Origin of the sequence: Sphingobium sp. Leaf26 (genome assembly GCF_001421665.1) — a bacterium.
Classification (GTDB): domain Bacteria; phylum Pseudomonadota; class Alphaproteobacteria; order Sphingomonadales; family Sphingomonadaceae; genus Sphingobium.
The window spans coordinates 527843-550423 of record NZ_LMKV01000001.1; the positions used below are offsets into that span (position 1 = coordinate 527843).

A 22581-nucleotide genomic window follows, 5' to 3' on the forward strand; every position below is an offset into this window, starting at 1 on the left:
GGGAGGCGAATTTCGTCATGGATGCTAAGAAGATCGTGCTGCTGGTGGGGGCGCTAATCATAGCGGTCACTACAGCCTTGCTTGCGCGCAGCATGTTGAGTTCGTCAGGCGCGCCTCAGGTCAATGCCGCCAACATGCCGGTTGAAGCCGACCAGCCGCATGTGCTGGTCGCGACCAAGGCTCTGCCGGTGGGGACCATCCTGGACGCGGAAAGCTTCCGCTTCCAGCCTTGGCCCAAGGATTTGATCGAACAGGCCTATTATCTCAAGGGTCAGGCCGATCCCGCCAAGCTGGCCGGCAGCGTCGTACGCACCGCCATCACCGCCGGACAGCCGATGACCCAAGGCAGCATCGTCAAGCCCGGCGATCGCGGCTTCCTGGCTGCGGCGCTTGGGCCGGGCATGCGCGCCGTGACGGTGCCCGTGTCGGCGCAAAGCTCGGTCGCGGGCTTCGTCTTTCCGGGCGATCGCATCGACCTCGTCCTGACGCAGAGCGTCAATGGCGGCGGCGACGGCGACCCGTTGAGGGTATCCGAAACCATCCTGCGCAACCTGCGCGTGCTCGCCACCGACCAGCGCATGGATGCGATGGGCGCGGACGGCAAGCCGGAGGTTCGCACCTATTCCAACGTCACGATCGAAGTGACGCCCAAGATCGCCGAGAAGATCGCGGTATCGCAGACCATCGGGTCGCTTTCCATGTCGCTCCGTTCCATGGCCGATACGGCGTCGGATCTGGACGCGGCGATCGCGGGTACCGATGTCGACCTGCCCGGCAATGCCAATGCGAACGCCGAAAAGGCGATCATCGCGAAGCTGGCCGCCCGCCCGGTCGATCGCGGCTCCACCTATTCGACCGGTGCCGACGTGTCGCGCTACCAGCGCAGCTCGGTCCCGGCCAAGGCCGAAGCACCCATGCCCCCGATGGTCGCCGCCAACGGCGCACCGATGGGCACCGTCGCCTTCAAAGGCCCGGTGATCCGCGTGGCGCGCGGCACCAACGTGACCGAAGTTCCGGTCGGGGGGAAGTGAGATGAAGAGCCTGCACAATCGCGCCCCGCGCCTTGCCGCTCCGGCAATCGCCCTGGGCCTGGCGGTCGCGTCGATCGCCGCACCGACCACGGCGCTCAACGCCGCCCCCTCCAGTGCACAGGACAACGCGATCCTGATGTCGGTGGGCGGCAGTCGCGTCGTCAACCTGCCGGCGAAGATGTCGGACGTGGTGATCGCCAATCCCGATGTAGTCGATGTCCATGTCCGGTCGCAGAACCAGCTCTACCTGATCGCGAAGAAGGCCGGCGAAACCACCGTCTTCGCGACCGCCCCCAACGGCAAGGTGCTGTTTTCGGGCACGGTGCGGGTCGGCAACAACCTGACCAGTATCGACGACATGCTCCGCCTGGCGATGCCCGGCGCGAACATCGCGGTCAACAAGATGAACGGCATGGTCCTGCTGACCGGCACGATCCAGGCGCCAGAGGATGCAGCGGAGGCTGAACGGCTGACGCAGGCCTTCGTAGGCAAGGACGTGACGGTGGTCAGCCGCCTGCGCATGGCGACGCCGTTGCAGGTCATGTTGCAGGTGAAGATCGCCGAAGTCAGCAAGGATGTCGGCCACAAGATCGGCACCAATTTCTCCAGCATCGACCGCAGCGGCGGCAGCACGGCCGGCTTTATCGGCGGCGGCTCGCGCAGCTTCGTCGAATTCAACGAGAATGGCGGCGGCACCTTCACGACACCCTCCGACGGCGGCTATAGCCTGGGCGGCGTGGCGCGCTTGTTCGGTCTGGATATCGCCGGCGCTCTGGATCTGGCGGAATCGAGCGGTCTTGCGACGGTCCTTGCCCAGCCCAACCTGACGTCACTGTCGGGCGAGACGGCCAGTTTCCTGGCCGGTGGTGAATATCCCTACACGATCAACAATGGCGCCAACAACGGCAACAGCATCGAATTCAAGCAATATGGCGTGCAGTTGGCCTTCACGCCGACGGTGCTGGCCGACGGGCGCATTTCGCTGCGGGTCCGCCCGACCGTGTCGAGCCTGGACTTTTCGATCAATTCCGATGTGCCCGCGCTCAAGAGCCGCACGGCCGAAACCACGGTCGAGCTGGGTTCGGGACAGGCCTTCATGATCGCTGGCCTGCTCAACAACGAAACCGGCAACACCATCAACAAGGTGCCGTTCCTGGGCGATCTGCCGATCCTGGGCAGCCTGTTCAAGTCGCGCTCGTTCCAGCGATCGGAGACGGAACTCGTCATCATGGTCACGCCGTATCTGGTCAAGCCGATGAACGCATCGGACGTGCGCCTGCCGACCGACGGCTTCCGCAACGCGACCCAGGCGCAGGGCCTGTTCCTGCAACAGGGCAATGACGGCATCAGCGGCGCCCGCGCCCCTGCGCCGACCCGCGCTCCCGGATCGACGCCAGTGGTGCCCGGATCGCAAATCTCGGCCGCGACGCCCGGCAAGTCGAACAAGCCCGGCGCCGCCGCGCCCGGCTTCAGCTTCTGACGGAAGGATAAAGACATGACTTCCCCTCTGTCTCTCAAGGCTCTTGCAGCCTTCGCCGTCATCGCCCTGCCGGTGACCGCCCATGCCCTGCCCCGCTCCAACCGCAGCGTGGATTCGGTGCATCAGCCGGTGGTCAGCCACGCCGCCTACACTTTCGACGTGCAGGCCGGCGCCAGTGGCGGCCTGACGCCCAATGAGGCGATCCGCCTGAACGACTGGTTCGTGTCGATCGGCCTTGGCTATGGCGACAGCATCGCGATCGTGACCGACGGCGCCTATTACAGCCCTGCCCTGCGGGACGATATCGGCGATGTCGTGGCACGACGTGGCCTGCTGGTCGCGGAAGATAGTTCGGCCGAGGCCGGCCAGGCTCCGGCGGGCAGCGTCCGCCTGATCGTGCGCCGCGCCACCGCCAGCGTACCGGGCTGCCCCGACTGGAGCGCCAAGCAGGAAACCAGCGGCAATCTGGCCACCAGTTCCAATTTCGGCTGCGGCGTGAACAGCAATCTGGCCGCGATGGTCGCCAATCCTGAAGACCTGGTCCGTGGCCAGGGCACCGACAGCGACCTGCGCACGGCGACGTCCAACCGCGCCATTTCGACCTATCGCGAAAAGGCCCCGACCGGTGCGGGCGACCTGAAGCAAATGACGGCGGGAGGCCAGTAAGATGAACGCACCCTGGAAACCGGGTATGGGCGGGCAGCGCGATCCGTTCCACGCCTTCGTCTGCGACGATCACAGTTTCGACATGCTGCGCGCCGTCGCGGCCGAACTGGGCTGGGCGCCGGAGAAGGTGAACAAGGGCGGCATGCGCAATGCGGTGCAGAGCCTGTCGATCACCGCATCGCCGCAGATCCTGTTCGTCGACATGTCCGAAAGCGGCGATCCGCTGAACGACATCAATTCGCTGGCCGAAGTGTGCGAGCCGGGCACGGTGGTGATCGCCGCCGGGCAGGTCAATGACGTGCGCCTCTATCGCGATCTGGTGGCCAGCGGCATCCAGGATTATCTGCTCAAGCCCTTTGGCGCGGACCAGTTGCGCGACGCACTGGCGCAGGCGCAGGCCGTGTTCATGGCCCCGCGCGACGCGGCGCCGGAACGGCCGCACAGCACCATCTCCGTGATCGGCACGCGCGGCGGCGTCGGCGCGTCCAGCATCGCGACCTCGCTGTCCTGGCTGCTATCGGAAAAGAAGAAGCGCCCGACCGCACTGCTCGACCTGGACGTGCATTTCGGGACCAACGCGCTGGCGATGGACCTGGAGCCGGGCCGCGGCCTGACCGACGCGATCGAAAATCCCAGCCGCATCGACGGGCTGTTCATCGAACGGGCGATGGTGCGGGCGAGCGACACGTTGGCGATCCTGTCGGCCGAAGCGCCGATCAGCCAGCCGATGATGACCGATGGCGGCGCGTTCTACCAGTTGCTGGAAGAGTTCCGCCTCGCCTTCGAATGCAGCGTGATCGATCTGCCGCGCAACATGCTGATCCAGCATCCGCACCTGATGACCGACGTCAATGTCACGCTGGTCGTGACGGAACTGACGCTGGCCGGTGCGCGCGACACGATCCGCATCCTGTCCTGGCTGAAGAGCAATGCGCCGCAGACGCGCGTGCTGGTGGTCGCCAACCGCGTCCATCCCGGCGCGCCAGAGATCAGCCGCAAGGATTTCGAGCAGTCGATCGAGCGCAAGGTCGATGTCATCGTGCCGTTCGACCTGCGCATCGCGTCGCAGGCCGCCAAGCTGGGCAAGACGCTGGCGGAAGCCGCCAAGGGCAGCAAGGTCGGTGCGGCCTGCACCGAGTTGTTGGACCATGTGCTGGGCGCCGTCGAGGCTGAGGATGCGAATGCCGCGCCAAAGGCCGGCAGCAAGAAGGGAGATTCCCTTCTGGGCAAGATAGACTTCAAGTCGATGATGCCGTCGCGCCGCAAGGTCAAGGCGACGCTGGACAATTGATCGCAGGCGCCGCCCCCTGATCGGGGCGGGGCGGCATCCTGACAAGACGGGTTAAAAGACAGGCGGCGAGATGGACGGCAATTTCATCCTCATAACGGTGCTGATCGCGACCCTGCTGGGGCTTGCGATCGTCGCATTCGCCGGCCCGTCGCCGGACAAGGCGCGCAAGCGCCGCGTCGCGATGATCCGTGGTCGCCACAGCGAGTCGGCCGAAGCGCTGCTGGAAGCACGGATGCGCCGGGCGATTTCCAATCGGGCGACCGGCAACGAAGCCAAGATGCTGGTGTCGCTGATCCCGAACCCGGAAAATCTGACCAAGCGTCTGAAGATGACCGGCAAGAAGTGGACGCTCAACCAGTATATGACGAGCTGCGCCATCATATTCCTGCTGCTGTCGGCCTTTCTGATGCTACGCGGCTTCCCCTTCCTGTTCGCGATGATGGTCGGCCTTGCGGCTGGGCTGGGCCTGCCGCACTGGTGGGTCGGTCGCCTGATCAAGGGCCGCGTGAACAAATTCACCGTCAAATTCCCAGACGCGCTGGAACTGCTGACCCGCGGCCTGCGATCGGGCCTGCCGATCGCGGAGACGCTGGGCATCGTGTCGAGCGAAATTCCCGGACCCGTGGGCGAGGAATTCAAGCTCATCACCGAACGGATCAAGATCGGCCGGACCATGGAGCAGGCGCTTCAGGAAACCGCCGACCGGCTGGGCACGCCCGAATTCCAGTTCTTCGTCATCACCCTGGCGATCCAGCGCGAGACCGGCGGCAACCTTGCCGAAACGCTGTCGAACCTGGCCACCGTGCTGCGCCAGCGCGCGCAGATGAAGCTGAAGATCCGGGCCATGTCGTCTGAATCCAAGGCGTCCGCCTACATCATCGGCGTGCTGCCTTTCCTGGTCTTCGGCATGATCTGCTACATCAACTTCAACTATATGACGCCGTTCTTCACGCCGGACCCGGCGGGAATCTTCGGCCTGGGCACCATGCAGGTGGTCGGCATCGGCGGCATGTGCTGGATGGGCATCGGCGCCTTCATCATGGCCCAGATGGTCAATTTCGAAATCTGACGGGCAAGGACAAGAGATCATGGACGCTCCCAACCCCGCCGGCACCCTCTTTGGCCTGACAGCGACCGATTTCGGCACGTTGCTGGCCGCGCTGGCCACGCTGGCCATGCTGTTCGCGCTCTACGCGGTGATGACCGTGCGCGATCCCATGGCCAAGCGCGTCAAGGCGCTGAACGATCGCCGCGAGCAATTGAAGGCGGGCATCACCGCCTCCACCGCCAAGCGCCGCGCCAAGCTGGTCCGCAAGAACCAGACGACCGACAATATGCGGTCCTTCCTGTCGAGCCTGAAGGTCTTGCAGGACGACCAGTTGAAGGACGCGCAGATCCGCCTGGCGCAGGCCGGCATCCGGTCGAAGGACTGGGCCGTCGCGGTCATCTTCGGTCGCATGATCCTGCCGATCATGATCGGCGGCCTGGCCGCGATCCTTCTCTATGGCGTCGGCATCGAACCCGAATGGGGGCCGATGAAGCGTTTCTTCGCCTTCGCCGTGGCGCTGCTGCTCGCCTACAAGGCGCCTGACCTGTACATCAACAACAAGGTGCAGAAGCGCGCCGCTGCGATCCGCAAGGGCCTGCCCGATGCGCTCGACCTGCTGGTGATCTGCGCCGAAGCGGGCCTGACCGTCGACGCCGCCTTCAATCGTGTGTCGCGCGAACTGGGCAAGGCCTATCCCGAACTGGGCGACGAGTTTCAGTTGACCGCGATCGAACTCAGCTTCCTGACCGAGCGGCGCATGGCGTTCGAGAACCTTGCGACCCGCGTGAAGCTGGACGCGGTCAAGGGCGTGGTCACGACCATGATCCAGACCGAGAAATATGGCACCCCGCTCGCGTCGGCCCTTCGGGTGTTGTCGGCCGAGTTCCGCCATGAGCGCATGATGCGCGCCGAGGAAAAGGCCGCGCGCCTGCCCGCGATCATGACCGTGCCGCTGATTCTGTTCATCCTGCCGACCCTGTTCGTCGTCATCCTGGGTCCGGCGGCCTGTTCTATCAGCACCGCCTTCTAAAAACTTTGGACAGGGATCGGCGCTGCCGTAGCGTCGCCCGAAAGACCTGCCCGCCCCGCCCGAAAAGGCGATGGCGGGCAGGCTTTTTCATGGCTATCCCAAGGACAAAGACAAGGAGTGGATCGCATGAGACCGGCTTTAATCGCCCTCGCAACCCTGATCGCCGCCATCGCCCTGCCCGCGCAGGCGGCCCAGCCCGTCACCGGCCGCTGGGCCACGGTGGATGGCAAGGCGATCGTCCAGATCGCGCCTTGCGGAAAACATCTGTGCGGCAGGATCGAGAAGATCATAAAGCCTACCCCCGGCCGGCCGCAGACCGACATCAAGAATCCCGATCCGGCCTTGCAATCCAAGCCGCTGGTCGGGCTGGCTCTGCTGACCGGGTTCGAGGATGATGGCGCCCATTGGAAGGGCACGATCTACGATCCCGAAAGCGGCAAGAGCTATGTGTCGAAGCTGACCCGCAACGCCAATGGCTCGCTCAAGGTGCAGGGCTGCATTTCCTTCTTCTGCAAGACGCAGACCTGGACGCCGGTGCGTTAAATCCTACAGCAGGCTGAGCTGGGCCACCGGGGCGAAGCTGCGCCGGTGGAGCGGCGTCGGGCCATGTTCGCGCAGCGCGGCGAGATGCTGAGCGCTGCCATAGCCCTTGTTCGTGTCCCAGCCATAATGGGGATAGTCGGCCGCCGCCGCGAGCATCATCCGGTCGCGTTCCTCCTTGGCGAGGATCGAGGCCGCCGCGATCGAGAGGCATTGGGCGTCGCCCTCCACGATCGCGGTGGCGGGCCAGCGCCATGAGGGGCAGCGCCCATTCGGATTGAAATTGCCGTCGACCAGCACATGGGCACAGTCCTGCTCCAGCGCCTCGACCGCGCGGCTCATGGCCAGCATCGTCGCCCAGAGGATGTTGATCTCATCGATTTCCGCAACGGAAGCGATGCCGATGCCCCAGCACAGGGCGCGATCCTTGATCTGGCTTTCCAGCGTGGCGCGCTTTTTCGCGCTGAGCTTCTTGCTGTCGTTGAGACCATCGGGGCAATCGTCGGCGCGCAGGATGACGGCGGCAGCGACTACCGGCCCGGCCAGCGGTCCCCGGCCCGCTTCATCCACGCCCGCGACCAGGCCGGGATGATGGATGAGTTCGTGCGCAAAATCAGGCATCGGAATATCGCGCAGCAAAGGCCGCCGCGTCCCAGCCATCACCATCCTTTGCTGCCAGCAGGTGATAGAAAGGCGTCAGTCCCAGCGCATGCCCCATCGGGCCATGGCCCTGCCCCAAACCCGGCGCCGCCGCCAGCGCCGCCGCGACGAAAGCCTCCGCCCGATCGACGGCATCCCCCAGCGACAAGCCCGCGCCCAGCCCGGTCGCGACGGCGCTCGCCAATGTGCAGCCAGTGCCATGGCTATGGCGCGTCTCGATCCGTTTGATCGAAAAGTCCGCGACCATATCCTCATCGACCAGCAGGTCGTGGATCAGTGGCCGATCATCCTCCGCCTGCTGGGGCAGATGGCCGCCCTTGGCGAGAATCACGGCACCGGTGCGTTCGCGCAGCGCCTGCGCGGCGTCCTCCAGCCCGTCCAGGTCCAAGATGCGCCGGCCAGTCAGCGCCTCCAGTTCAGGCAGGTTCGGGGTGATGACGGTAGCGACGCGCATCAGCTTTTCGAACGCGGCGATGGTGGCGTCATCCGCCAGCAGGGCACCGCTGGTCGCGACCATGACCGGATCGAAGATGATCTGCACGTCGTCCAGCAGCGCCAGCCGGTCGGCGACGGCGTTGGCCGTCTGCGCGCTGCCGATCATCCCGATCTTCACCGCGTCGACGCCGATGTCGCTGATGCAGCTCTCCATCTGCGCCAGCACCATGTCGGTCGGGATCGGGTGGACGCCCTGCACGCCCAGCGTATTCTGCGCGGTGATCGCGGTGATTGCCGTCATGCCGAAGCCGCCCAGCAGCGTCACGGTCTTGAGGTCCGCCTGAATACCCGCGCCGCCCCCACTGTCGGAACCGGCGATGATGAGGATGCGGGCAGGCGTCATCCCTTGAAATGCCGCTCCGTCGAGGCGGGATTATTGGCCAGCGCCTTGCCCGTGCGGGTCGGGCGGTCCATCAACTCGCCACCGCAATTGGGGCAGCGATCGTCCAGCGCCTCCGCGCAAGGTGCACACCAGGTGCACTCGAACGAGCATATGAACGCGCCGGGCTGGTCGGCGGGCAGGTCCGTGCCGCAACGTTCGCAGTCGGGGCGCATCTCAAGCATGGGAACACTCCGTCATGCCAGCGGAGGCTGGCATCTCACTGCTTTTTGGCAAGTCAGACAAAGAAGCGAGATCCCAGCCTTCGCTGGGATGACGAATGGTGATCGTCATCATGCAGCCGCCTTTTCCACTGCGGCGCAGATGCGCTCCACGACATCCTTCACCTGATCCTCGCGATCCCCTTCCGCCATCACGCGGATCACCGGTTCGGTGCCGGACGGGCGGATGACGAGGCGGCCGGTGCCGTTCAACTCGGCTTGCGCCTGCGCGATGACGCGCTTCACATCGTCATGCTCCAGCGGCTTCCCGCCAGAGAAGCGGACATTTTTGAGCAGTTGCGGCACCGGATCGAACTGGTGCAGCACTTCGCTGGCGGGCTTGCCGGAGCGGACCAGCGCGGCGAGCACCTGTAGCGCGGCGACCGTCCCGTCGCCGGTGGTGGCATAGTCGGACAGGATCATGTGGCCGGACTGTTCGCCGCCGACGTTGAAGCCGCCCTCTCGCATCCGTTCCAGCACATAGCGGTCGCCGACCTTGGTGCGTTCCAGCGCGATGCCCTTGTCCGACAGGAAGCGTTCGAGGCCGAGGTTCGACATGATCGTCGCGACCAGTCCGCCGCCGCGCAGCGTGCCTTCCCGCGCGAAATTGGCGGCGATCAGCGCCATGATCTGGTCCCCGTCGACGATCTGGCCCTTTTCATCGACCACGATCAGCCGGTCGGCGTCGCCGTCCAGCGCGATGCCGATGTCGGCGCCGGAGGACACCACGGTTTCCTGCAACAGCAAGGGCGCGGTGGAGCCGCAGCCGTCGTTGATGTTGGTGCCGTTGGGGGTGACGCCGACCGCGACCACGGTGGCGCCCAGTTCCCAGAGCGCCGAGGGCGCGACCTGATAGGCGGCGCCATTGGCGCAATCGACCACGATCTTGAGGCCATCGAGCCGCAGGTCGGCGGGGAAGCTGGACTTGACCGCATGGATATAGCGGCCACGGGCGTCCTCGACCCGGCGGGCGCGACCGATATCTTTCGACGCGGCGAGCGCGATATCCTGATCCAGCAACGCCTCGATCTTCAGTTCGTCCTCGTCCGACAGCTTGTAGCCGTCCGGGCCGAACAGTTTGATCCCGTTGTCGAAATAAGGGTTGTGACTGGCGGAGATCATGACGCCAAGGTCCGCGCGCATCGAATGGGCGAGCAGCGCCACGGCCGGCGTCGGGATCGGGCCGAACTGGACGACGTCCATGCCGACTGCGGTGAAGCCGGCGACCAGCGCATTTTCGACCATATAGCCCGAAAGCCGCGTATCCTTGCCGATGACGACGCGATGACGGTGGCTGCCGCGCAGGAAATGGGTGCCCGCCGCCATGCCGACCTTCATCGCCAAGTCGGCGGTCATGGGCCATTGATTGGTGCGGCCACGGATGCCGTCGGTGCCGAAATATTGCCTGCTCACAACGCTCTCATCTTCCTCGGGGACAGCCCCCACTCATCCATTCGTCCTGAGTAGCCGCTGACCCTGTCGAAGCGGCGTATCGATGGACATGCGCGTCGTGCGACCCTTCGATACGGGCCTTCGACTTCGCCCAGACCCTACTCAGGGCGAACGGAGAGGGAAAGAGTCAAGTTTTTCTCAGTCGACAATCTGCGTCCCCATAGGCATCCGGGCATGATGGAAAATTTCAACGCCTTCGTCGACGGACTGTCCGCTGCCGTGTTCTTCAAGGTGCCGCTGTTCGGCGCGCAGATCGAACTGATCGTGCTCTATCTGGCGTTGCCGATGCTGTTCTTCACCCTGTGGCTGGGCTTCCCCAATGTGCGCCATGTCGGGCGCGCCATCCGCATCCTGCGCAGCCAGCCGCAGGCGGGCGAGGCGAAAGGCGATGTGAGCCAGTGGGCAGCGCTTTCCACCGCGTTGTCCGGCACGATCGGCCTGGGCAATATCGCCGGCGTGGCGGTGGCGCTGACCATGGGCGGGCCGGGCGCGATATTGTGGATGTTCATCATCGGCTGGTTCGCGATGACGGTGAAGATGGCGGAGGTGACGCTGGGCCTGAAATATCGCGTGTTCGACACTCGCGGCCATGTTCATGGCGGGCCGATGTATGTGCTGAAAGCCGTCGGCGCGGCGCGGGGCTGGCCGAAGCTGGGGCTGGCGCTGGGCGGCGCCTATGCCTTTTTCGCTTTGTTCGGCGCGATCCCGATGGTGCAGGTCAACCAGAGCTTTGCGCAGGTGAAGGTCGTGACCGGCCTGACCAATGGCTGGGCCTATGGCGTGTTTCTGGCCAGCGCCGTTGCGCTGGTGACGCTGGGCGGCGCGGCCTGGCTGGGCGAGGTGTCGAAGCGGCTGACCCCGATCAAGGTCGCGGTCTATCTGGGTGGAGTCATGGCGATCCTGATCCTGCATATCGGCGAGATTCCCGGCGCGCTGGCGCTGATCTGGAACGGCGCGTGGTCAGGTGACGCGGCGACCGGGGGCGCGGTGGGCGCCTTCGTCGCGGGGATGCGGCGCGCGGTGTTCGCCAGCGAGGCGGGCGTGGGATCGGCGGTGATGGCGCATAGTCTGGCGCGGACGAAACATCCGGTGTCGGAAGGGCTGGTCGCATTGCTGGAACCGCTGCTCGGCACGATGATCGTCTGCGCGCTGGGCGGGCTGGCGCTGGTGGTGGCGGGCACATGGAATGGCGGGCTGGAAGGGATCGCGATCACGTCCGCCGCCTTTGCGCAGGTATCGCCCTGGTTCCCCTGGCTGCTGGCGGTGGTGGTGTTCCTGTTCGCCTATTCGACGCTGGTGGCCTGGGGCTTTTATGGGTTGCAGGCCTGGGGCTATCTGTTCGGCAATGGGGCAAAGGCGCAATGGACCTACAAGATCCTCTATGTCGTCGCCCTGCCCCCTGCCGCCGCGATCGACCTGGGCCGGGTGGTCGGGATCGTCGACAGCAGCTTCTTCCTGATGGCCATTCCCAACGTCATCGCACTCTATCTGTGCGCCGGGGAATTGCGGCGGGATATGGCCGACTATCTGGCCAAGGAAGCGGCTTAACTTCGCACATTTCCCGCAGAATGCGACATTTCGTTACGCGGGCGTGATCCTATCGGAATGTCTCCAACAGTCGGCAGCGGGTAACAGCGAACAGCAATGATGCGACCCTGTCGGCTGGCGTTCCCCGGCCTGAGCCGGGCCACGGATCAGGATAGAATTTTTTCAGACTGTAGGACAGAAACGAAAAAGCCCCGCACCTTTCGGTGCGAGGCCGTTTTCGTGCAGACGCCGTGACGTCAGATCTTGTCGCCGAGCGCGCCCTTGACCGAGCCGGCAACGTCCTGCGCCGTGCCCTTGGCCTTCTGCGCCTTGCCTTCGGCTTCCAGGCGGTCATTGTCGGTCGCCTTGCCGATGCCTTCCTTGACCGCGCCAGCAGCCTTGTTGGCTGCGGCCTTCAGCTTGTCGGTTGCTTCACCCATGTCGATACTCCTTGGCTAGGGGTTTGGAATATCAACGACGATCGGCGCAAAGGGTTGCCGCCGATACGCAATCGAAACAAAATATCAGAGCGGCTTTTCGTAAATCTGGTAGATTTTGTTCACCGTGCTGTTGATGGCGTCGGCAATGCCGTTCATGCCCTGATTATCATCCAGCACCCAGCCGATCTCGCCACGGGTCGATCCGTAATCGGCGATCGCCTGAAGCCGGATCGTCTCGATCATCATGAAGGCGAGCTGGCCGGCCATGCGGGAAGACTGGAGCCGCTGCACCACGCCCATGAGCGGGACGCGCATCGTGCGCGCCTTGGGCTTGCGCAGCCATTTCAGCAGCTTGATGAAGCCGAAGGGGAAGAGCGAACCGTTCAGGGACTTGGTCGCCTCATTCAGGTCGGGCAGCGTCATCATGAAGGCGACAGGCTCTCCGTCCAGTTCGGCGATCATGATCAGATCCTCGAACACGATCGGTTTCAATTTCTTGCCGGTGTGGGCGATTTCATCGTCCGTGATCGGCACGAAACCCCAATTATTGCCCCAGGCATCGTTCAGGATCGCCAGGATGATCGCGGCTTCCCTGTCGAATTTCGACTTGTCGACCCGGCGAATGGTGATGCGCGGGTTTTTCTCGCCCGACTGGATGATGCGCTGGATCAGCGGCGGGAAGCTTTTGGTGATGTCCAGCTCATAGGTTTTGAGCTGCTTGACCGGAACATAGCCGGCCCCTTCGATCATCGCCTGATAGGTAGGGCTGTTATGGCCCATCATCACCGTGGGGGGATGATCGTGACCCGAAACAAGCAGGCCGGGCTCTTCCCAGATGGACAAAGAAATCGGCCCCAGCACGCGGGTCATGCCCTTGGCGCGCAGCCAGTCCTCGGCGGTGGCGATCAGCGCTTTCCCGGTCGCGTCATCCTCCGCCTCGAACAGGCCGAAATTGCCGGTGCCCGGTCCCATGCCCTGTTCGACCGGCTGCGCCAGCGCCAGATGATCGATATGGGCGGAAATGCGGCCGACGACCTTGCCATTGCGACGGGCGAGAAAATATTGCGCCTCGGCATGGCCGAAAAAGGGGTTCTTCCCAGGCGTCAGCAATTCCTTCACCTCGGCCTTCAACGGGGGCACCCAGTTGGGATCATTCGCATAAAGCCGCCAGGGCAGGTCGATAAAAGCCTTGAGGTCGGCCCCGCTGGGTACTGGGCCGGAAACGGGGGTGATGACCAGATCGTTATGCGCCACAGGTGCCGCCTTGAAAGAAAGATGGAATGGGGTGCAGTTCGCGCCTTGTTTGCGGAATGTCAATCACGCGCCCCGTTCAGGCCGGCAACATGATGAATATGTCATGGTGCTGCCATGATATCAGCGCATTTGGAGGCTAGGACCGCCCGCATGACAGTGCATGATCCCATTCTTGCCGCCGCGCAGCGGGCGCGGGCGGCCATTCCCGACGATACCGCCATGCTGCGCGCCGCTGCCGATTTGACGCGCGCCTATTCGACCGCCAATCCGCGCATCTACTGGTCCGATCTGCTGGCGTCGGCGCTGGTCGGATGGGGCGCGATGGCCGGTGCGATTCTGGTCGACAATGGGACGATCGCGTTGGGCTGCGCCATCGTGGCGATGCTGGCGCTGTATCGCGCGGCCAGCTTCATCCATGAACTGACCCATATCCGAAAGGACGCCCTGCCCGGTTTCCGCCTTGGCTGGAACCTGATCGTCGGCGTGCCCCTGATGATCCCGTCCTTCATGTATGAAGGCGTGCATACCCAGCATCATCAGCGCACCCGCTATGGCACGGCGGAAGACCCGGAATATCTGCCGCTGGCGCTGATGAAGCCCTGGTCGCTGCCTTTGTTCATCCTCGTCGCGACACTGGCGCCGGTGGGTCTCATCCTGCGCTTTGGCGTGTTGACGCCGCTGTCGCTGCTGATCCCGCCGCTGCGCGCCAAGGTGGTGGCGGAATTTTCGGCGCTGTCGATCAATCCCGCCTATCGCCGCCGCCCGCCGGAGGGCGAGTTCGCGCGCCAATGGGCAGCCCAGGAAGCCGGCGCAAGCCTGTTCGCACTCGCGCTGGTGGGCAGCGTCTTCGCCTTCGGCTGGAAGCCCCTGCTGGTCTATATGGCGATCCATTCGGCGATGACCGTCATCAACCAGTTGCGCACCCTTGTCGCGCATCTGTGGGAGAATGAGGGCGAGCCGATGACCGTGACGGCGCAATATCTGGACTCGGTCAACGTACCGCCGCCCGGAACCCTGCCCGCTTTGTGGGCACCGGTGGGCCTGCGTTATCATGCGTTGCACCACCTGCTGCCGAGCGTGCCCTATCATGCGCTGGGCAAGGCGCATGCGCAGTTGATCGCCACGCTGGATGCGGGATCGCCCTATCATCGGGGCAATTACAGGGGGATGATGCCGCTGGTCGGCAAGATCGCCCGAAGTACGATGGCGGCGCGCTGAGCCGGAGAAGCATCACGCGGAGGCGCTGAATGGAAATTGGGTAGTTCCCCGGCGCAGGCCGGGGAACGGTGGGCATAAGTTGGGATAACGCTCCACGCCTCAGTGCGCAGAAAATAATATAGTTGCGGGTTGAAACCGGATTTGCGTCAATTATATCGGCGTTGTTCCGGTCTTTCCCCTCCCCCCTTAAGAGGATCGGAACACCCCCTCTGGAAGGCCCCGCGCGACGTCCCTTGGTCGCCGGGGCCTTTTTATTGGGGCGTCACTCTTCCGTGCGGAAGAGAACTGTTTCCCCCACCAGCAGGAACAGGAAGAAGGGCGCCCAGGCGGCCAGCACTGGCGGATAGGCGCCCAGGCTGCCCATCGCGAGCGAGAAATTGTCGGCGACGAAATAGGCGAAGCCCAGCGCCATGCCCAGCACCGCGCGCATGAACAATTGCCCCGAACGCGCGAGGCCGAAGGCCGCGACCGACCCCAGGATCGGCATCAGCAGCGCGGAGAGCGGCCCGGACAGCTTGTGCCACAGGCTGCCTTCCAGTTCGGCGGTGGGGCGGCCGGCATCATGCAGGTCGGAAATCGCCGCCTCCAGTTCGTGGAAGGTCAGCGCGTCGGGATCGACCTTCGCCAGCGTGAACTGGTCGGGGCGGATGTCGCGGCCGAAACGGACGGTGCCGACATTGGTGACGGTGCCGCGCGCCACGTCGAACTGGCGCGCACCCTCCAGCAGCCAGCTCTTGCTCGCCGCGTCATAATGGCCCCTGGGCGCTTGAACGATCGTCGTCAGGCTGTTGTTGATGCGGTTGTAGATCTGCACCTTGCGCAACTGCACTTGCGTGCCGCGCCCGGCGACGATCGCCGCGTTGACCAGATTATTGCCGTCGCGCACCCAGGGATTGCTTTTCACGCCGCTGTCGCGCGGGATCGGGCCATAATCCACCGCTTCCCAGGCACTCAGCGCCGCCGTCGAGCGGACGACGATCCGTTCGTTGAAGACGAAGCTGATGACCGACACGCCCAGCGCCGCCAGCACCAGCGGCGCCAAAATCTGGTGCGCGGACAGACCGGCCGCCTTCATCGAGATGATTTCGCTGTTCTGGTTGAGCGTCGCCAGCATCACCAGCGTGCCCAGCAGCACGGAAAAGGGCAGGAACCGGGCGATGATCTGTGGCGCGCGCAGGCCGACATAATGCCATAATTGCGCGTCGCCATTGCCCGGATAGGCCAGCACGTCGCCGGAATTGCCGAGCAGGTCGAGCGTCTGGAGCACGACGACCAGCAGCGCCAGCACCGCAAAGGTGCGGGTCAGGAACAGGCGCGCCATGTAAAGGCTGATCTGGCGCGAGGGGAAGAAGTTGAACTGCATGGGTCAGGCCGCTCCTTCAACAGCAGCGTCGGCAGGCGGGGCGCGGCGTCGGCCAAAGCGCAGCAGGCGCACGATCTGCTTGCCCAATTTGGAGAAGGCGACTTCCAGCGCACCGATCGGCTGGCCGCCGGGGCGATTGGCGATCACATGATACATCCACAGGACAAGGCCTGATGCGAGCAGGAATGGTCCCCATAGCGCGATGATGGGATCGACCTTGCCCAGCGCGCCGATGCCTTCGCCATATTGGTTGATCTTGTGATAGGTCACGATGAATATGATCGAGAGGAAGACGCCCAGCGCCGAGGTCGATCGTTTGGGCGGGATCGCAAAGGCCAGCGCGGCCAGCGGCAGCAGGAACATGAACACCACTTCGACCATGCGGAAGTGGAAATTGGCGCGGACTTCGGCCTTCAGTTTGTCAGGCGTGGCCGGATTGCGGCCGATCACCATCAGTTCGGGAATCGTCTTTTCCCGGTCGACGTCGCGGCCGCGGAAATTCTCGATCTGCGGCAGGTCGATCGGCAGGTCATGGCTGGAGAAGGACAGGATGCGCGGCGTCTTGTACTTGGGTCCGTCGTTGACCAGCACACCGTTGCGCAAGCGGAAGATGATGACGTCGGGGTCGTCGGTGGCCAGGAAGGTGCCCTGCGCCGCCGTCACCGCGACCGACTGGCCATCCTTGCCGACGGCGCGCACGAAAATGCCTTGCAGGTTGCGGCCTTCATCCTTGCTGCGCTCGATCCGCATGGTCATGCGCCGGCCCAGATTGGTGAACTCGCCGACCTTGATCGAGGCGCCGAGCGCGCCGGAGCGCAGTTCGAATCGCAGCGCTTCATAGGCGTGGCGGGAGAGCGGCTGAACGAAGCCGACGATGCCGAAATTGAGCAGCGCCAGCGCGATCGCGTACATATAGGGCACGCGCAGCAGCCGGCCGTAGGAGAGGCCCACCGCGCGCATCACGTCCAATTCCGACGACAGGGCGAGCTTGCGGAAGGCGAGCAGGATGCCGAGCATCAGGCCGATCGGGATGCCGAGCGAGAGATATTCGGGCAGCATATTGGCGAGCATGCGCCACACGACACTGACCGGTCCGCCCTCCGCCGCGACGAAATCGAACAGGCTGAGCATCTTGTCGAGGACAAGCAGCATCGCGGCGATCACCAGCGTCCCCAGCATGGGCACGGCGATCAGGCGGGCGAGATATCGGTCGGTGGCGGTCAGCATTCTCTAAGTCGTCGTCCCATCACCATGTTTTGGCCGCAAACCCATCCCATATGCGAGTCAGGTAGAAATGCGGGGCGAACAGGGGCTCGCCGTCCGGTCCATATCGGCGGCTATAGCTTCCAGGAGTCTGATGGTCATGGTAAAAGTTGCAATGGGTTTGATGGTTGGGGCAGCGATGGTCGCTGCAAGCCCGGTCATGGCCCATGGCCAGGAAATATCGAACGATCTGGAACGTTGCGGCGCGGATGCGCGCGGGCCGGCGGTGCTGGTCGATGTGCGCGGTTTCGTGGCGGCCACCGGCAAGGTGCGTATCCAGTCCTATCCCGCCACCAAGTCGGCCTGGCTGACGAAGGGCGAATGGCTCAATCGAATCGATACGGCGGTGAAGCCGGCCAATGGCGTGATGCGCTTTTGCGTACCGGTGCCCCGGTCCGGCGAATATGGCATCGCCGTGCGGCACGACCGCGACGGCAATGGCAAGACCGACATTTCGCGGGACGGCGGTGGATTTTCCAACAATCCGGCGATCAGCATCTTCAACCTGGGCAAGCCCGGCGTGGAGAAGGCGGCCTTTCATGCTGGGCCGGGCGTGACGAAAATCACGATCAACCTCAAATATATGTGATCGAAAAGCCATGGTAAGCGTCGCCCTTTTGTCCAATCCGAAATCCACGGGCAACCGCCAGACGCTTCCGCGCGTGCGCAGCTATTGCGCCAGCAACCCCGACATCTTCCACTATGAGGTGGAGCAGGTCGACCAGATCGGCCGGGCGTTCCAGACGATCGCCCGCGTCGATCCGACCGTCATCGTCATCAATGGCGGCGACGGCACAGTGCAGGCGTCGCTGACGGAGCTCTATCAGGGCGAGCATTTCAAGGGTCGGGTGCCACCGATCGCGGTGCTGCCCAATGGCAAGACCAACCTGATCGCCCTGGACCTTGGCATCCATGGCGACCCGATCAAGGCGCTGGAGCGGATCGTGCAGATCGCCAAGGCCGGCGTGGACGCCCATGTCGTCGCGCGCGAACTGATCGCTTTGTCGGACGGCGCGGTCGACAGCCGGCCGGTGCTGGGCATGTTCCTGGGCGGCGCAGGGCTGGCCGATTACATGCTCTATTGCCGCAATCAGATCTATCCGCTGGGGCTGTCCAATGGCCTTAGCCATGTCATCACCGCGATCGCCGTGGTGTTTTCACTGCTGTTCGGCATTCGTGCCAAATTCCTGCCGCCTTCCGGCAATCCGGTACGCATATCCCTGATTCGTGACGGACAACTGGTCGGGCGGTTCGCCGTTCTGATCGTCACCACATTGGAACGATTGCTGCTGGGCGTCGATCCGGGCGACAGTCGCCGCGGCAATATGAAGCTGATGGCGGTCGATCAGAATCTGCCGTCCCTGTTGCGGCTGGTATGGGCCAGCCTGTTTCGCCGCGTCGGCAAGCGCCAGATGCAGGGCATCCATCTGGAACAGGGCGACGTCATCCGCATCGAAGGCGACCGCAGCAGCGTGATCCTGGACGGCGAACTGTTCGAGGCGTCCGAAGGCAAGCCGATCGTGCTGCGCTCGACCCAGCCAGTGCCGTTCCTGCGGCTGGCGGCTTAGCGGCGTTGACGGGGTCGGGTGTTCCGCACCCTCCCCCTCACGCCTGCAAATGGGATATTATGTCCGCTGCCGATTGATCCGAGACGGCCTGTATTTCGCAGGCTCTATCCCGCCAGCGCGTCAATCGCCTTGGCAAGGTCGATGTCGCGCCGGGACAGGCCGCCGGCATCATGGGTGGTAAGAATGATGTCCACCCGGTTATAGACGTTGGACCATTCGGGATGATGGTCCGCCTTTTCAGCGAGGATCGCGACGCGGGTCATGAAGCCGAACGCGGTGACGAAATCGGTGAAGGTCAGGTGGCGGGCAATGCCGTCCGGGTCCGACACTGGCGTCCAGTGCGGCAGGTCGGCCAGCGCGATCACGCGCTCTTCATCGGTCAGTTTACCAATCATGTCCCTATCCTCATGAAATAGCTTGGGGTATGTGGCAGGCATGTCGTCCAACGGTCAACCGCCCCGCTTCGCTCCGACCAGGCAAGAGATTGAGACGTTGGCACTTGCCGCGCTCAATCGCCTGCCATCCCCTTTTACCGAGCATCTGTCCGATGTCGTGTTGTTCGTGGAGGATTTCGCGGATGCCGCGATCCTGAAGGACATGGACCTCACCGACCCGTTCGAACTGACCGGCCTCTATACCGGCCGGTCCATCGGGCAGGAGGCGCAGACCGGGGACGGTCCGCCGACCGTGCATCTGTTCCGTCGTCCGCTGCTGGACGAATGGGTGGAGACGGGCGTGCCGCTGGATGCGCTGATCACCCATGTCGTGGTGCATGAGATTGGCCATCATTTCGGCCTGTCGGATATCGACATGCACGTGCTGGAGGACATGGTCACGCTATGACCGGCGCGGCGTTGCGCCTGAGTGATGTCGCCTGCCTGCGGGGCGGGCGGATGCTGTTCGCGGGCGTGAACCTGACGCTGGAGCCGGGTGGCGGGGCGTTGCTGACCGGTCCCAATGGCGTGGGCAAGTCCAGCCTGTTGCGGCTGTGCGCCGGGCTGCTGCCTGCCTTTGCCGGAACGGTGGAGCGCAGCGGTGGCGTGGCCATGACCGACGAACGGCTGGCGCTGGATGGCGAACAAGGGTTGCGCGATGCCCTGTGCTTCTGGGCGAAACTGGACCGGGCTGGGCCGGGTGCTGTCGCCGGGGCGCTGGCGGCGATGGCGCTGACCGGGCTGGCGGAGGTGCCGGTGCGGATGCTGTCCACCGGGCAGCGCAAGCGGGCGATGCTGGCGCGGGTGATCGCGAGCGGGGCTGGCGTCTGGCTGCTGGACGAGCCGGGCAATGGATTGGATACGGCATCGCTGGACCTGCTGGGCGAGGCCGTGGCCGGGCATCTGGCGGCGGGCGGGGTCGTGGTCGCGGCGTCGCACCAGCCGCTGCCGATCGTTGCGCCGGTGACGCTGGCGCTTTCGGATTATCTGCCCACTTATCCGGCGGACGCGGCATGAGGATATTATGGCTGCTCGCCGCGCGCGATCTGCGGCAGGCCTGGGCATCGGCGGGCCTGTGGCTGCCCGTCGCCTTCCTGCTGCTGGTCGCCAGCCTCTACCCTTTTGCGGTCGGGCCGGATGCGGCGCTGCTGGGGCGGACCGGCGGCGGGATGTTGTGGATCGCGGCATTGCTGGCCAGCCTGTTGCCGGTCGACCGGCTGGTCGCGCCGGACATGCAGGCCGGCGTGCTGGACCAGATCGCGCTGCGCGGTGTCGGCGAGGAACTGGTGGTGACGGCGCGGCTGATCGCGCACTGGCTGGGCTTTGGCCCGCCGCTGATGATCGCTACCCTGCCCGCCGCCGCGCTGCTGAAGCTGGACGGCGCAACGATCCTGACGCTGGAACTGGGATTGTTGATCGGCACGCCGGCGCTGGCGGCGCTGGGGTTGCTGGTGGCGAGCCTGACCGCCGGGTTGCGGTCCAGCGGCGCGCTGGCCGGACTGCTGGCGCTGCCGCTGGCTGTGCCACTGCTGATCTTCGGCGCGGGGACGCTGGGCGACGGGAGCGGCGCGGCGCTGAAGTTCCTGGGCGCGGCGTCACTGCTGCTGGTGGCGATCACGCCCTTTGCGGGCGGGGCGGCGATCCGGGCGGGGCGGGAATAGGATTTTCGCCGCTTAACTTCGCACATTTCCCGCATGTTGCGACATTATGTTGCGCGGAGTCGATCCTATTGCAAAGTCGCAGGTCAACGTCGCAGCGATACGCAATGATGGCAGGATCGCGCACGATAGGACAGCCATAAGCGCCCTCGTTCATTGACGCGCCCCTGTAAATCGGGCATTTCCCGCTACGGACGTCGATAGAAATCGACGCCATGGAGAGGATGCCACCATGAGCCGAAGTCGTGCGTACTCCGGAGATGTCTTTCATCGGCTGCTGGTCCGATGCCTGGCGGAAGAACATCAACCGACGGATGAAGAGATCGATCTGGTCGCCGGGAAGATCTGGCAGGACAGCTATGGCCTGGTGACCGGCCAACCCTGGCCCGATGTCGTACCCGATAGCGACGCGCACCGGCAGATGATCGGTGCGGCGAAAATGGCCCTCGCCCCCCCGCTGCGCTGCGAAGCGAGCGCCGCATAGGGGCCGCCCCGCGCCCGTCCTTGCCGCTTTTGCCTACCCCCGCGGCAAGGCGGACGCCTGGATTGGGCCGAACGCCCCTCCCCGCGCATCCTCCCTTCCTCCGGCTCGACATCGTCCTGCCCATCCGCCAAAGGCGGCGGCATGTTCGGTCTTGTCGCTTCCATTCTCTTCATCCTCATCTGGTCTACCGGCTTCATCGTCGCGCGGGCGATGGTCCCGCATGGCGCGCCGGAACTGATCCTGGCGCTGCGCCTGACGGCGACGGCGATGCTGCTGAGCGGGGCGGCGCTCTATGCGCGGCAGGCCTGGCCAACGGGGCGGCGGCTCGGGCTGCATCTGGCGGCGGGTGCGATGCTGCACGGCGTCTATCTGACGCTGAGCTGGTGGGCGGTGAATAATGGCATGCCGGCCGGGATCATGTCGCTGCTGGGATCGCTGCAACCCCTGATGGTCGCGGTGGTGAGCGTCGCCTTGCTGGGCGAGCGATTGCCGGGACGAGCCTGGGGTGGCCTGGCTGTCGCGATCTTTGGTGTGGGCTGCGTACTGATGCCGGCGATCGAACGGTCGGGCGCGGGCGGGATCGGCATCATCCCGGCGGTGGCCGGCATGATGGCGGTGCTAGGCATGGCCGGCGGCACGCTGATCCAGCGCGGCGCGATCGCCGGCGACGGCATCGCCGTATCAGGCGCGGTGCAGAATATCGGCGGCGCGCTGGTGGCGATCGCCGCGACCCTGCTGATCGGCGACTATCGCTGGGACGGGGCGCCGATATTGTGGCTGGGCCTGGGCTGGTCGGTACTGGGCCTGTCGGCGGCAGGCCTGTCGCTGCTGGTGTGGCTGGTGCGGCATCAGGGGGCCACGCGCATGTCGATGCTGCTGTTGCTGGTACCGCCGCTGGCCGCGATCGAGGCGTGGATTTTGTTCGGGGAGCGGCTGGGTCCGGTGCAACTGCTTGGCTTTGCGCTGGCTCTGGGCGGCGTGCTGATCGGGCGGTCGCAGGGTAAGAACGTGGCGGTCGTGGAGCCGGCCTGAGCCTCCCATACGTCCTTCGACAGGATCAGGACGGACGGATTTTTACA

At 64.7% G+C, this 22581-nt stretch carries 25 protein-coding genes; 16 read left to right on the forward strand and 9 right to left on the reverse strand.

Going from position 1 to position 22581, the window contains the following annotated elements; translation table 11 throughout:
* Positions 1-17 precede the first annotated feature (17 nt).
* The 7 genes from cpaB to ASE85_RS02665 all read left to right on the forward strand — a co-directional run bounded on the left by cpaB (position 18) and on the right by ASE85_RS02665 (position 7089).
* On the forward strand, positions 18-1031 hold the full coding sequence (cpaB, locus tag ASE85_RS02635; protein ID WP_056682990.1) for a Flp pilus assembly protein CpaB: 1014 nt from the start codon (positions 18-20) through the stop codon (positions 1029-1031).
* Between the two features lies 1 nt (position 1032).
* Positions 1033-2511 carry a type II and III secretion system protein family protein gene (locus tag ASE85_RS02640; protein WP_056682993.1) on the forward strand — a complete coding sequence of 493 codons (1479 nt, stop codon included), beginning with the start codon at positions 1033-1035 and terminating at the stop codon, positions 2509-2511.
* Between the two features lie 15 nt (positions 2512-2526).
* Entirely contained in the window at positions 2527-3177 is a 651-nt protein-coding gene (locus ASE85_RS02645; protein WP_056682996.1) for a CpaD family pilus assembly protein, read from the forward strand.
* Position 3178: 1 nt separating this feature from the next.
* Positions 3179-4468: a pilus assembly protein CpaE gene (locus ASE85_RS02650; protein WP_056682998.1), complete on the forward strand. Its 1290-nt coding sequence runs from the start codon at positions 3179-3181 to the stop codon at positions 4466-4468.
* A 70-nt stretch (positions 4469-4538) separates the two neighbouring features.
* On the forward strand, positions 4539-5537 hold the full coding sequence (locus tag ASE85_RS02655; RefSeq protein ID WP_056683001.1) for a type II secretion system F family protein: 999 nt from the start codon (positions 4539-4541) through the stop codon (positions 5535-5537).
* Between the two features lie 19 nt (positions 5538-5556).
* Entirely contained in the window at positions 5557-6546 is a 990-nt protein-coding gene (locus tag ASE85_RS02660; RefSeq protein ID WP_056683004.1) for a type II secretion system F family protein, read from the forward strand.
* Between the two features lie 126 nt (positions 6547-6672).
* Positions 6673-7089 carry a DUF2147 domain-containing protein gene (locus tag ASE85_RS02665; RefSeq protein ID WP_056683007.1) on the forward strand — a complete coding sequence of 139 codons (417 nt, stop codon included), beginning with the start codon at positions 6673-6675 and terminating at the stop codon, positions 7087-7089.
* 3 nt (positions 7090-7092) lie between these two features.
* On the opposite strand, the gene ASE85_RS02670 is transcribed toward ASE85_RS02665, so the two are convergent.
* The 4 genes from ASE85_RS02670 to glmM form a co-directional block, all read right to left on the reverse strand.
* Positions 7093-7707 (reverse strand): ribonuclease HII, encoded by a 615-nt coding sequence (locus ASE85_RS02670; protein WP_056683010.1) that lies wholly within the window; start codon positions 7705-7707, stop codon positions 7093-7095.
* On the reverse strand, positions 7700-8584 hold the full coding sequence (gene thiD / locus ASE85_RS02675; RefSeq protein WP_056683012.1) for a bifunctional hydroxymethylpyrimidine kinase/phosphomethylpyrimidine kinase: 885 nt from the start codon (positions 8582-8584) through the stop codon (positions 7700-7702). The genes ASE85_RS02670 and thiD overlap by 8 nt, the downstream gene beginning before the upstream one ends.
* Positions 8581-8805, reverse strand: coding sequence for a DUF1272 domain-containing protein (locus tag ASE85_RS02680; RefSeq protein WP_056683014.1), 225 nt, complete (start codon positions 8803-8805; stop codon positions 8581-8583). The genes thiD and ASE85_RS02680 overlap by 4 nt, the downstream gene beginning before the upstream one ends.
* A 108-nt stretch (positions 8806-8913) precedes the next feature.
* Positions 8914-10254, reverse strand: a complete 1341-nt coding sequence (gene glmM, locus ASE85_RS02685) for a phosphoglucosamine mutase (protein WP_056683017.1) — start codon at positions 10252-10254, stop codon at positions 8914-8916.
* A 216-nt stretch (positions 10255-10470) separates the two neighbouring features.
* Between glmM and ASE85_RS02690 the strand changes: the two genes are divergently transcribed.
* Positions 10471-11841 (forward strand): alanine/glycine:cation symporter family protein, encoded by a 1371-nt coding sequence (locus tag ASE85_RS02690; protein ID WP_056684277.1) that lies wholly within the window; start codon positions 10471-10473, stop codon positions 11839-11841.
* Between the two features lie 236 nt (positions 11842-12077).
* On the opposite strand, the gene ASE85_RS02695 is transcribed toward ASE85_RS02690, so the two are convergent.
* Positions 12078-12260, reverse strand: coding sequence for a CsbD family protein (locus tag ASE85_RS02695; RefSeq protein ID WP_056683020.1), 183 nt, complete (start codon positions 12258-12260; stop codon positions 12078-12080).
* Positions 12261-12344: 84 nt separating this feature from the next.
* Complete coding sequence (locus ASE85_RS02700; RefSeq protein WP_056684281.1) at positions 12345-13514, reverse strand: GNAT family N-acetyltransferase; 1170 nt, start codon at positions 13512-13514, stop codon at positions 12345-12347.
* Between the two features lie 150 nt (positions 13515-13664).
* Between ASE85_RS02700 and ASE85_RS02705 the strand changes: the two genes are divergently transcribed.
* The gene (locus ASE85_RS02705) at positions 13665-14732 is read left to right on the forward strand and encodes a fatty acid desaturase family protein (RefSeq protein ID WP_056683022.1); all 1068 of its coding nucleotides are present in this window, start codon (positions 13665-13667) and stop codon (positions 14730-14732) included.
* Between the two features lie 262 nt (positions 14733-14994).
* Here ASE85_RS02705 and lptG read toward each other — a convergent pair whose 3' ends face one another.
* Both lptG and lptF read right to left on the reverse strand, forming a co-directional pair.
* The gene (gene lptG / locus ASE85_RS02710) at positions 14995-16095 is read right to left on the reverse strand and encodes an LPS export ABC transporter permease LptG (protein WP_056683025.1); all 1101 of its coding nucleotides are present in this window, start codon (positions 16093-16095) and stop codon (positions 14995-14997) included.
* A gap of 3 nt (positions 16096-16098) precedes the next feature.
* Complete coding sequence (lptF, locus tag ASE85_RS02715) at positions 16099-17322, reverse strand: LPS export ABC transporter permease LptF (protein WP_056683028.1); 1224 nt, start codon at positions 17320-17322, stop codon at positions 16099-16101.
* Positions 17323-17452: 130 nt separating this feature from the next.
* Here lptF and ASE85_RS02720 point away from each other — a divergent pair, with 130 nt between their 5' ends.
* Together ASE85_RS02720 and ASE85_RS02725 are read left to right on the forward strand one after the other, a co-directional pair.
* Positions 17453-17947, forward strand: a complete 495-nt coding sequence (locus ASE85_RS02720; protein ID WP_056683031.1) for a DUF2141 domain-containing protein — start codon at positions 17453-17455, stop codon at positions 17945-17947.
* A gap of 10 nt (positions 17948-17957) precedes the next feature.
* The gene (locus tag ASE85_RS02725) at positions 17958-18926 is read left to right on the forward strand and encodes a diacylglycerol/lipid kinase family protein (protein WP_056683035.1); all 969 of its coding nucleotides are present in this window, start codon (positions 17958-17960) and stop codon (positions 18924-18926) included.
* A gap of 104 nt (positions 18927-19030) precedes the next feature.
* Here ASE85_RS02725 and ASE85_RS02730 read toward each other — a convergent pair whose 3' ends face one another.
* A complete protein-coding gene (locus tag ASE85_RS02730; RefSeq protein WP_056683038.1) occupies positions 19031-19321 on the reverse strand; it encodes a 4a-hydroxytetrahydrobiopterin dehydratase in 291 nt (96 codons plus the stop codon).
* A gap of 40 nt (positions 19322-19361) precedes the next feature.
* On the opposite strand from ASE85_RS02730, the gene ASE85_RS02735 reads away from it, so the two are divergent.
* The 5 genes from ASE85_RS02735 to ASE85_RS02755 all read left to right on the forward strand — a co-directional run bounded on the left by ASE85_RS02735 (position 19362) and on the right by ASE85_RS02755 (position 22534).
* Entirely contained in the window at positions 19362-19769 is a 408-nt protein-coding gene (locus tag ASE85_RS02735; protein WP_056683041.1) for a metallopeptidase family protein, read from the forward strand.
* A complete protein-coding gene (gene ccmA / locus ASE85_RS02740; protein ID WP_056683044.1) occupies positions 19766-20377 on the forward strand; it encodes a heme ABC exporter ATP-binding protein CcmA in 612 nt (203 codons plus the stop codon). Before ASE85_RS02735 ends, ccmA begins: the two co-directional genes overlap by 4 nt.
* Entirely contained in the window at positions 20374-21021 is a 648-nt protein-coding gene (locus ASE85_RS02745) for a heme exporter protein CcmB (protein ID WP_056683047.1), read from the forward strand. The genes ccmA and ASE85_RS02745 overlap by 4 nt, the downstream gene beginning before the upstream one ends.
* A gap of 229 nt (positions 21022-21250) precedes the next feature.
* Complete coding sequence (locus ASE85_RS02750; RefSeq protein ID WP_056683050.1) at positions 21251-21502, forward strand: hypothetical protein; 252 nt, start codon at positions 21251-21253, stop codon at positions 21500-21502.
* 141 nt (positions 21503-21643) lie between these two features.
* The gene (locus ASE85_RS02755) at positions 21644-22534 is read left to right on the forward strand and encodes a DMT family transporter (protein WP_056683053.1); all 891 of its coding nucleotides are present in this window, start codon (positions 21644-21646) and stop codon (positions 22532-22534) included.
* Positions 22535-22581 lie beyond the last annotated feature (47 nt).

Excerpts from the sequence above, each read along its gene's own strand:
- cpaB (WP_056682990.1), top strand. The coding sequence starts at position 18 with ATGGATGCTAAGAAGATCGTGCTGCTGGTGGGGGCGCTAATCATAGCG.
- ASE85_RS02640 (WP_056682993.1), top strand. The coding sequence starts at position 1,033 with ATGAAGAGCCTGCACAATCGCGCCCCGCGCCTTGCCGCTCCGGCAATC.
- ASE85_RS02645 (WP_056682996.1), top strand. The coding sequence starts at position 2,527 with ATGACTTCCCCTCTGTCTCTCAAGGCTCTTGCAGCCTTCGCCGTCATC.
- ASE85_RS02650 (WP_056682998.1), top strand. The coding sequence starts at position 3,179 with ATGAACGCACCCTGGAAACCGGGTATGGGCGGGCAGCGCGATCCGTTC.
- ASE85_RS02655 (WP_056683001.1), top strand. The coding sequence starts at position 4,539 with ATGGACGGCAATTTCATCCTCATAACGGTGCTGATCGCGACCCTGCTG.
- ASE85_RS02660 (WP_056683004.1), top strand. The coding sequence starts at position 5,557 with ATGGACGCTCCCAACCCCGCCGGCACCCTCTTTGGCCTGACAGCGACC.
- ASE85_RS02665 (WP_056683007.1), top strand. The coding sequence starts at position 6,673 with ATGAGACCGGCTTTAATCGCCCTCGCAACCCTGATCGCCGCCATCGCC.
- ASE85_RS02670 (WP_056683010.1), bottom strand. The coding sequence starts at position 7,707 with ATGCCTGATTTTGCGCACGAACTCATCCATCATCCCGGCCTGGTCGCG.
- thiD (WP_056683012.1), bottom strand. The coding sequence starts at position 8,584 with ATGACGCCTGCCCGCATCCTCATCATCGCCGGTTCCGACAGTGGGGGC.
- ASE85_RS02680 (WP_056683014.1), bottom strand. The coding sequence starts at position 8,805 with ATGCTTGAGATGCGCCCCGACTGCGAACGTTGCGGCACGGACCTGCCC.
- ASE85_RS02690 (WP_056684277.1), top strand. The coding sequence starts at position 10,471 with ATGGAAAATTTCAACGCCTTCGTCGACGGACTGTCCGCTGCCGTGTTC.
- ASE85_RS02695 (WP_056683020.1), bottom strand. The coding sequence starts at position 12,260 with ATGGGTGAAGCAACCGACAAGCTGAAGGCCGCAGCCAACAAGGCTGCT.
- ASE85_RS02705 (WP_056683022.1), top strand. The coding sequence starts at position 13,665 with ATGACAGTGCATGATCCCATTCTTGCCGCCGCGCAGCGGGCGCGGGCG.
- lptG (WP_056683025.1), bottom strand. The coding sequence starts at position 16,095 with ATGCAGTTCAACTTCTTCCCCTCGCGCCAGATCAGCCTTTACATGGCG.
- lptF (WP_056683028.1), bottom strand. The coding sequence starts at position 17,322 with ATGCTGACCGCCACCGACCGATATCTCGCCCGCCTGATCGCCGTGCCC.
- ASE85_RS02720 (WP_056683031.1), top strand. The coding sequence starts at position 17,453 with ATGGTCATGGTAAAAGTTGCAATGGGTTTGATGGTTGGGGCAGCGATG.
- ASE85_RS02725 (WP_056683035.1), top strand. The coding sequence starts at position 17,958 with ATGGTAAGCGTCGCCCTTTTGTCCAATCCGAAATCCACGGGCAACCGC.
- ASE85_RS02730 (WP_056683038.1), bottom strand. The coding sequence starts at position 19,321 with ATGATTGGTAAACTGACCGATGAAGAGCGCGTGATCGCGCTGGCCGAC.
- ASE85_RS02735 (WP_056683041.1), top strand. The coding sequence starts at position 19,362 with ATGTCGTCCAACGGTCAACCGCCCCGCTTCGCTCCGACCAGGCAAGAG.
- ccmA (WP_056683044.1), top strand. The coding sequence starts at position 19,766 with ATGACCGGCGCGGCGTTGCGCCTGAGTGATGTCGCCTGCCTGCGGGGC.
- ASE85_RS02745 (WP_056683047.1), top strand. The coding sequence starts at position 20,374 with ATGAGGATATTATGGCTGCTCGCCGCGCGCGATCTGCGGCAGGCCTGG.
- ASE85_RS02750 (WP_056683050.1), top strand. The coding sequence starts at position 21,251 with ATGAGCCGAAGTCGTGCGTACTCCGGAGATGTCTTTCATCGGCTGCTG.
- ASE85_RS02755 (WP_056683053.1), top strand. The coding sequence starts at position 21,644 with ATGTTCGGTCTTGTCGCTTCCATTCTCTTCATCCTCATCTGGTCTACC.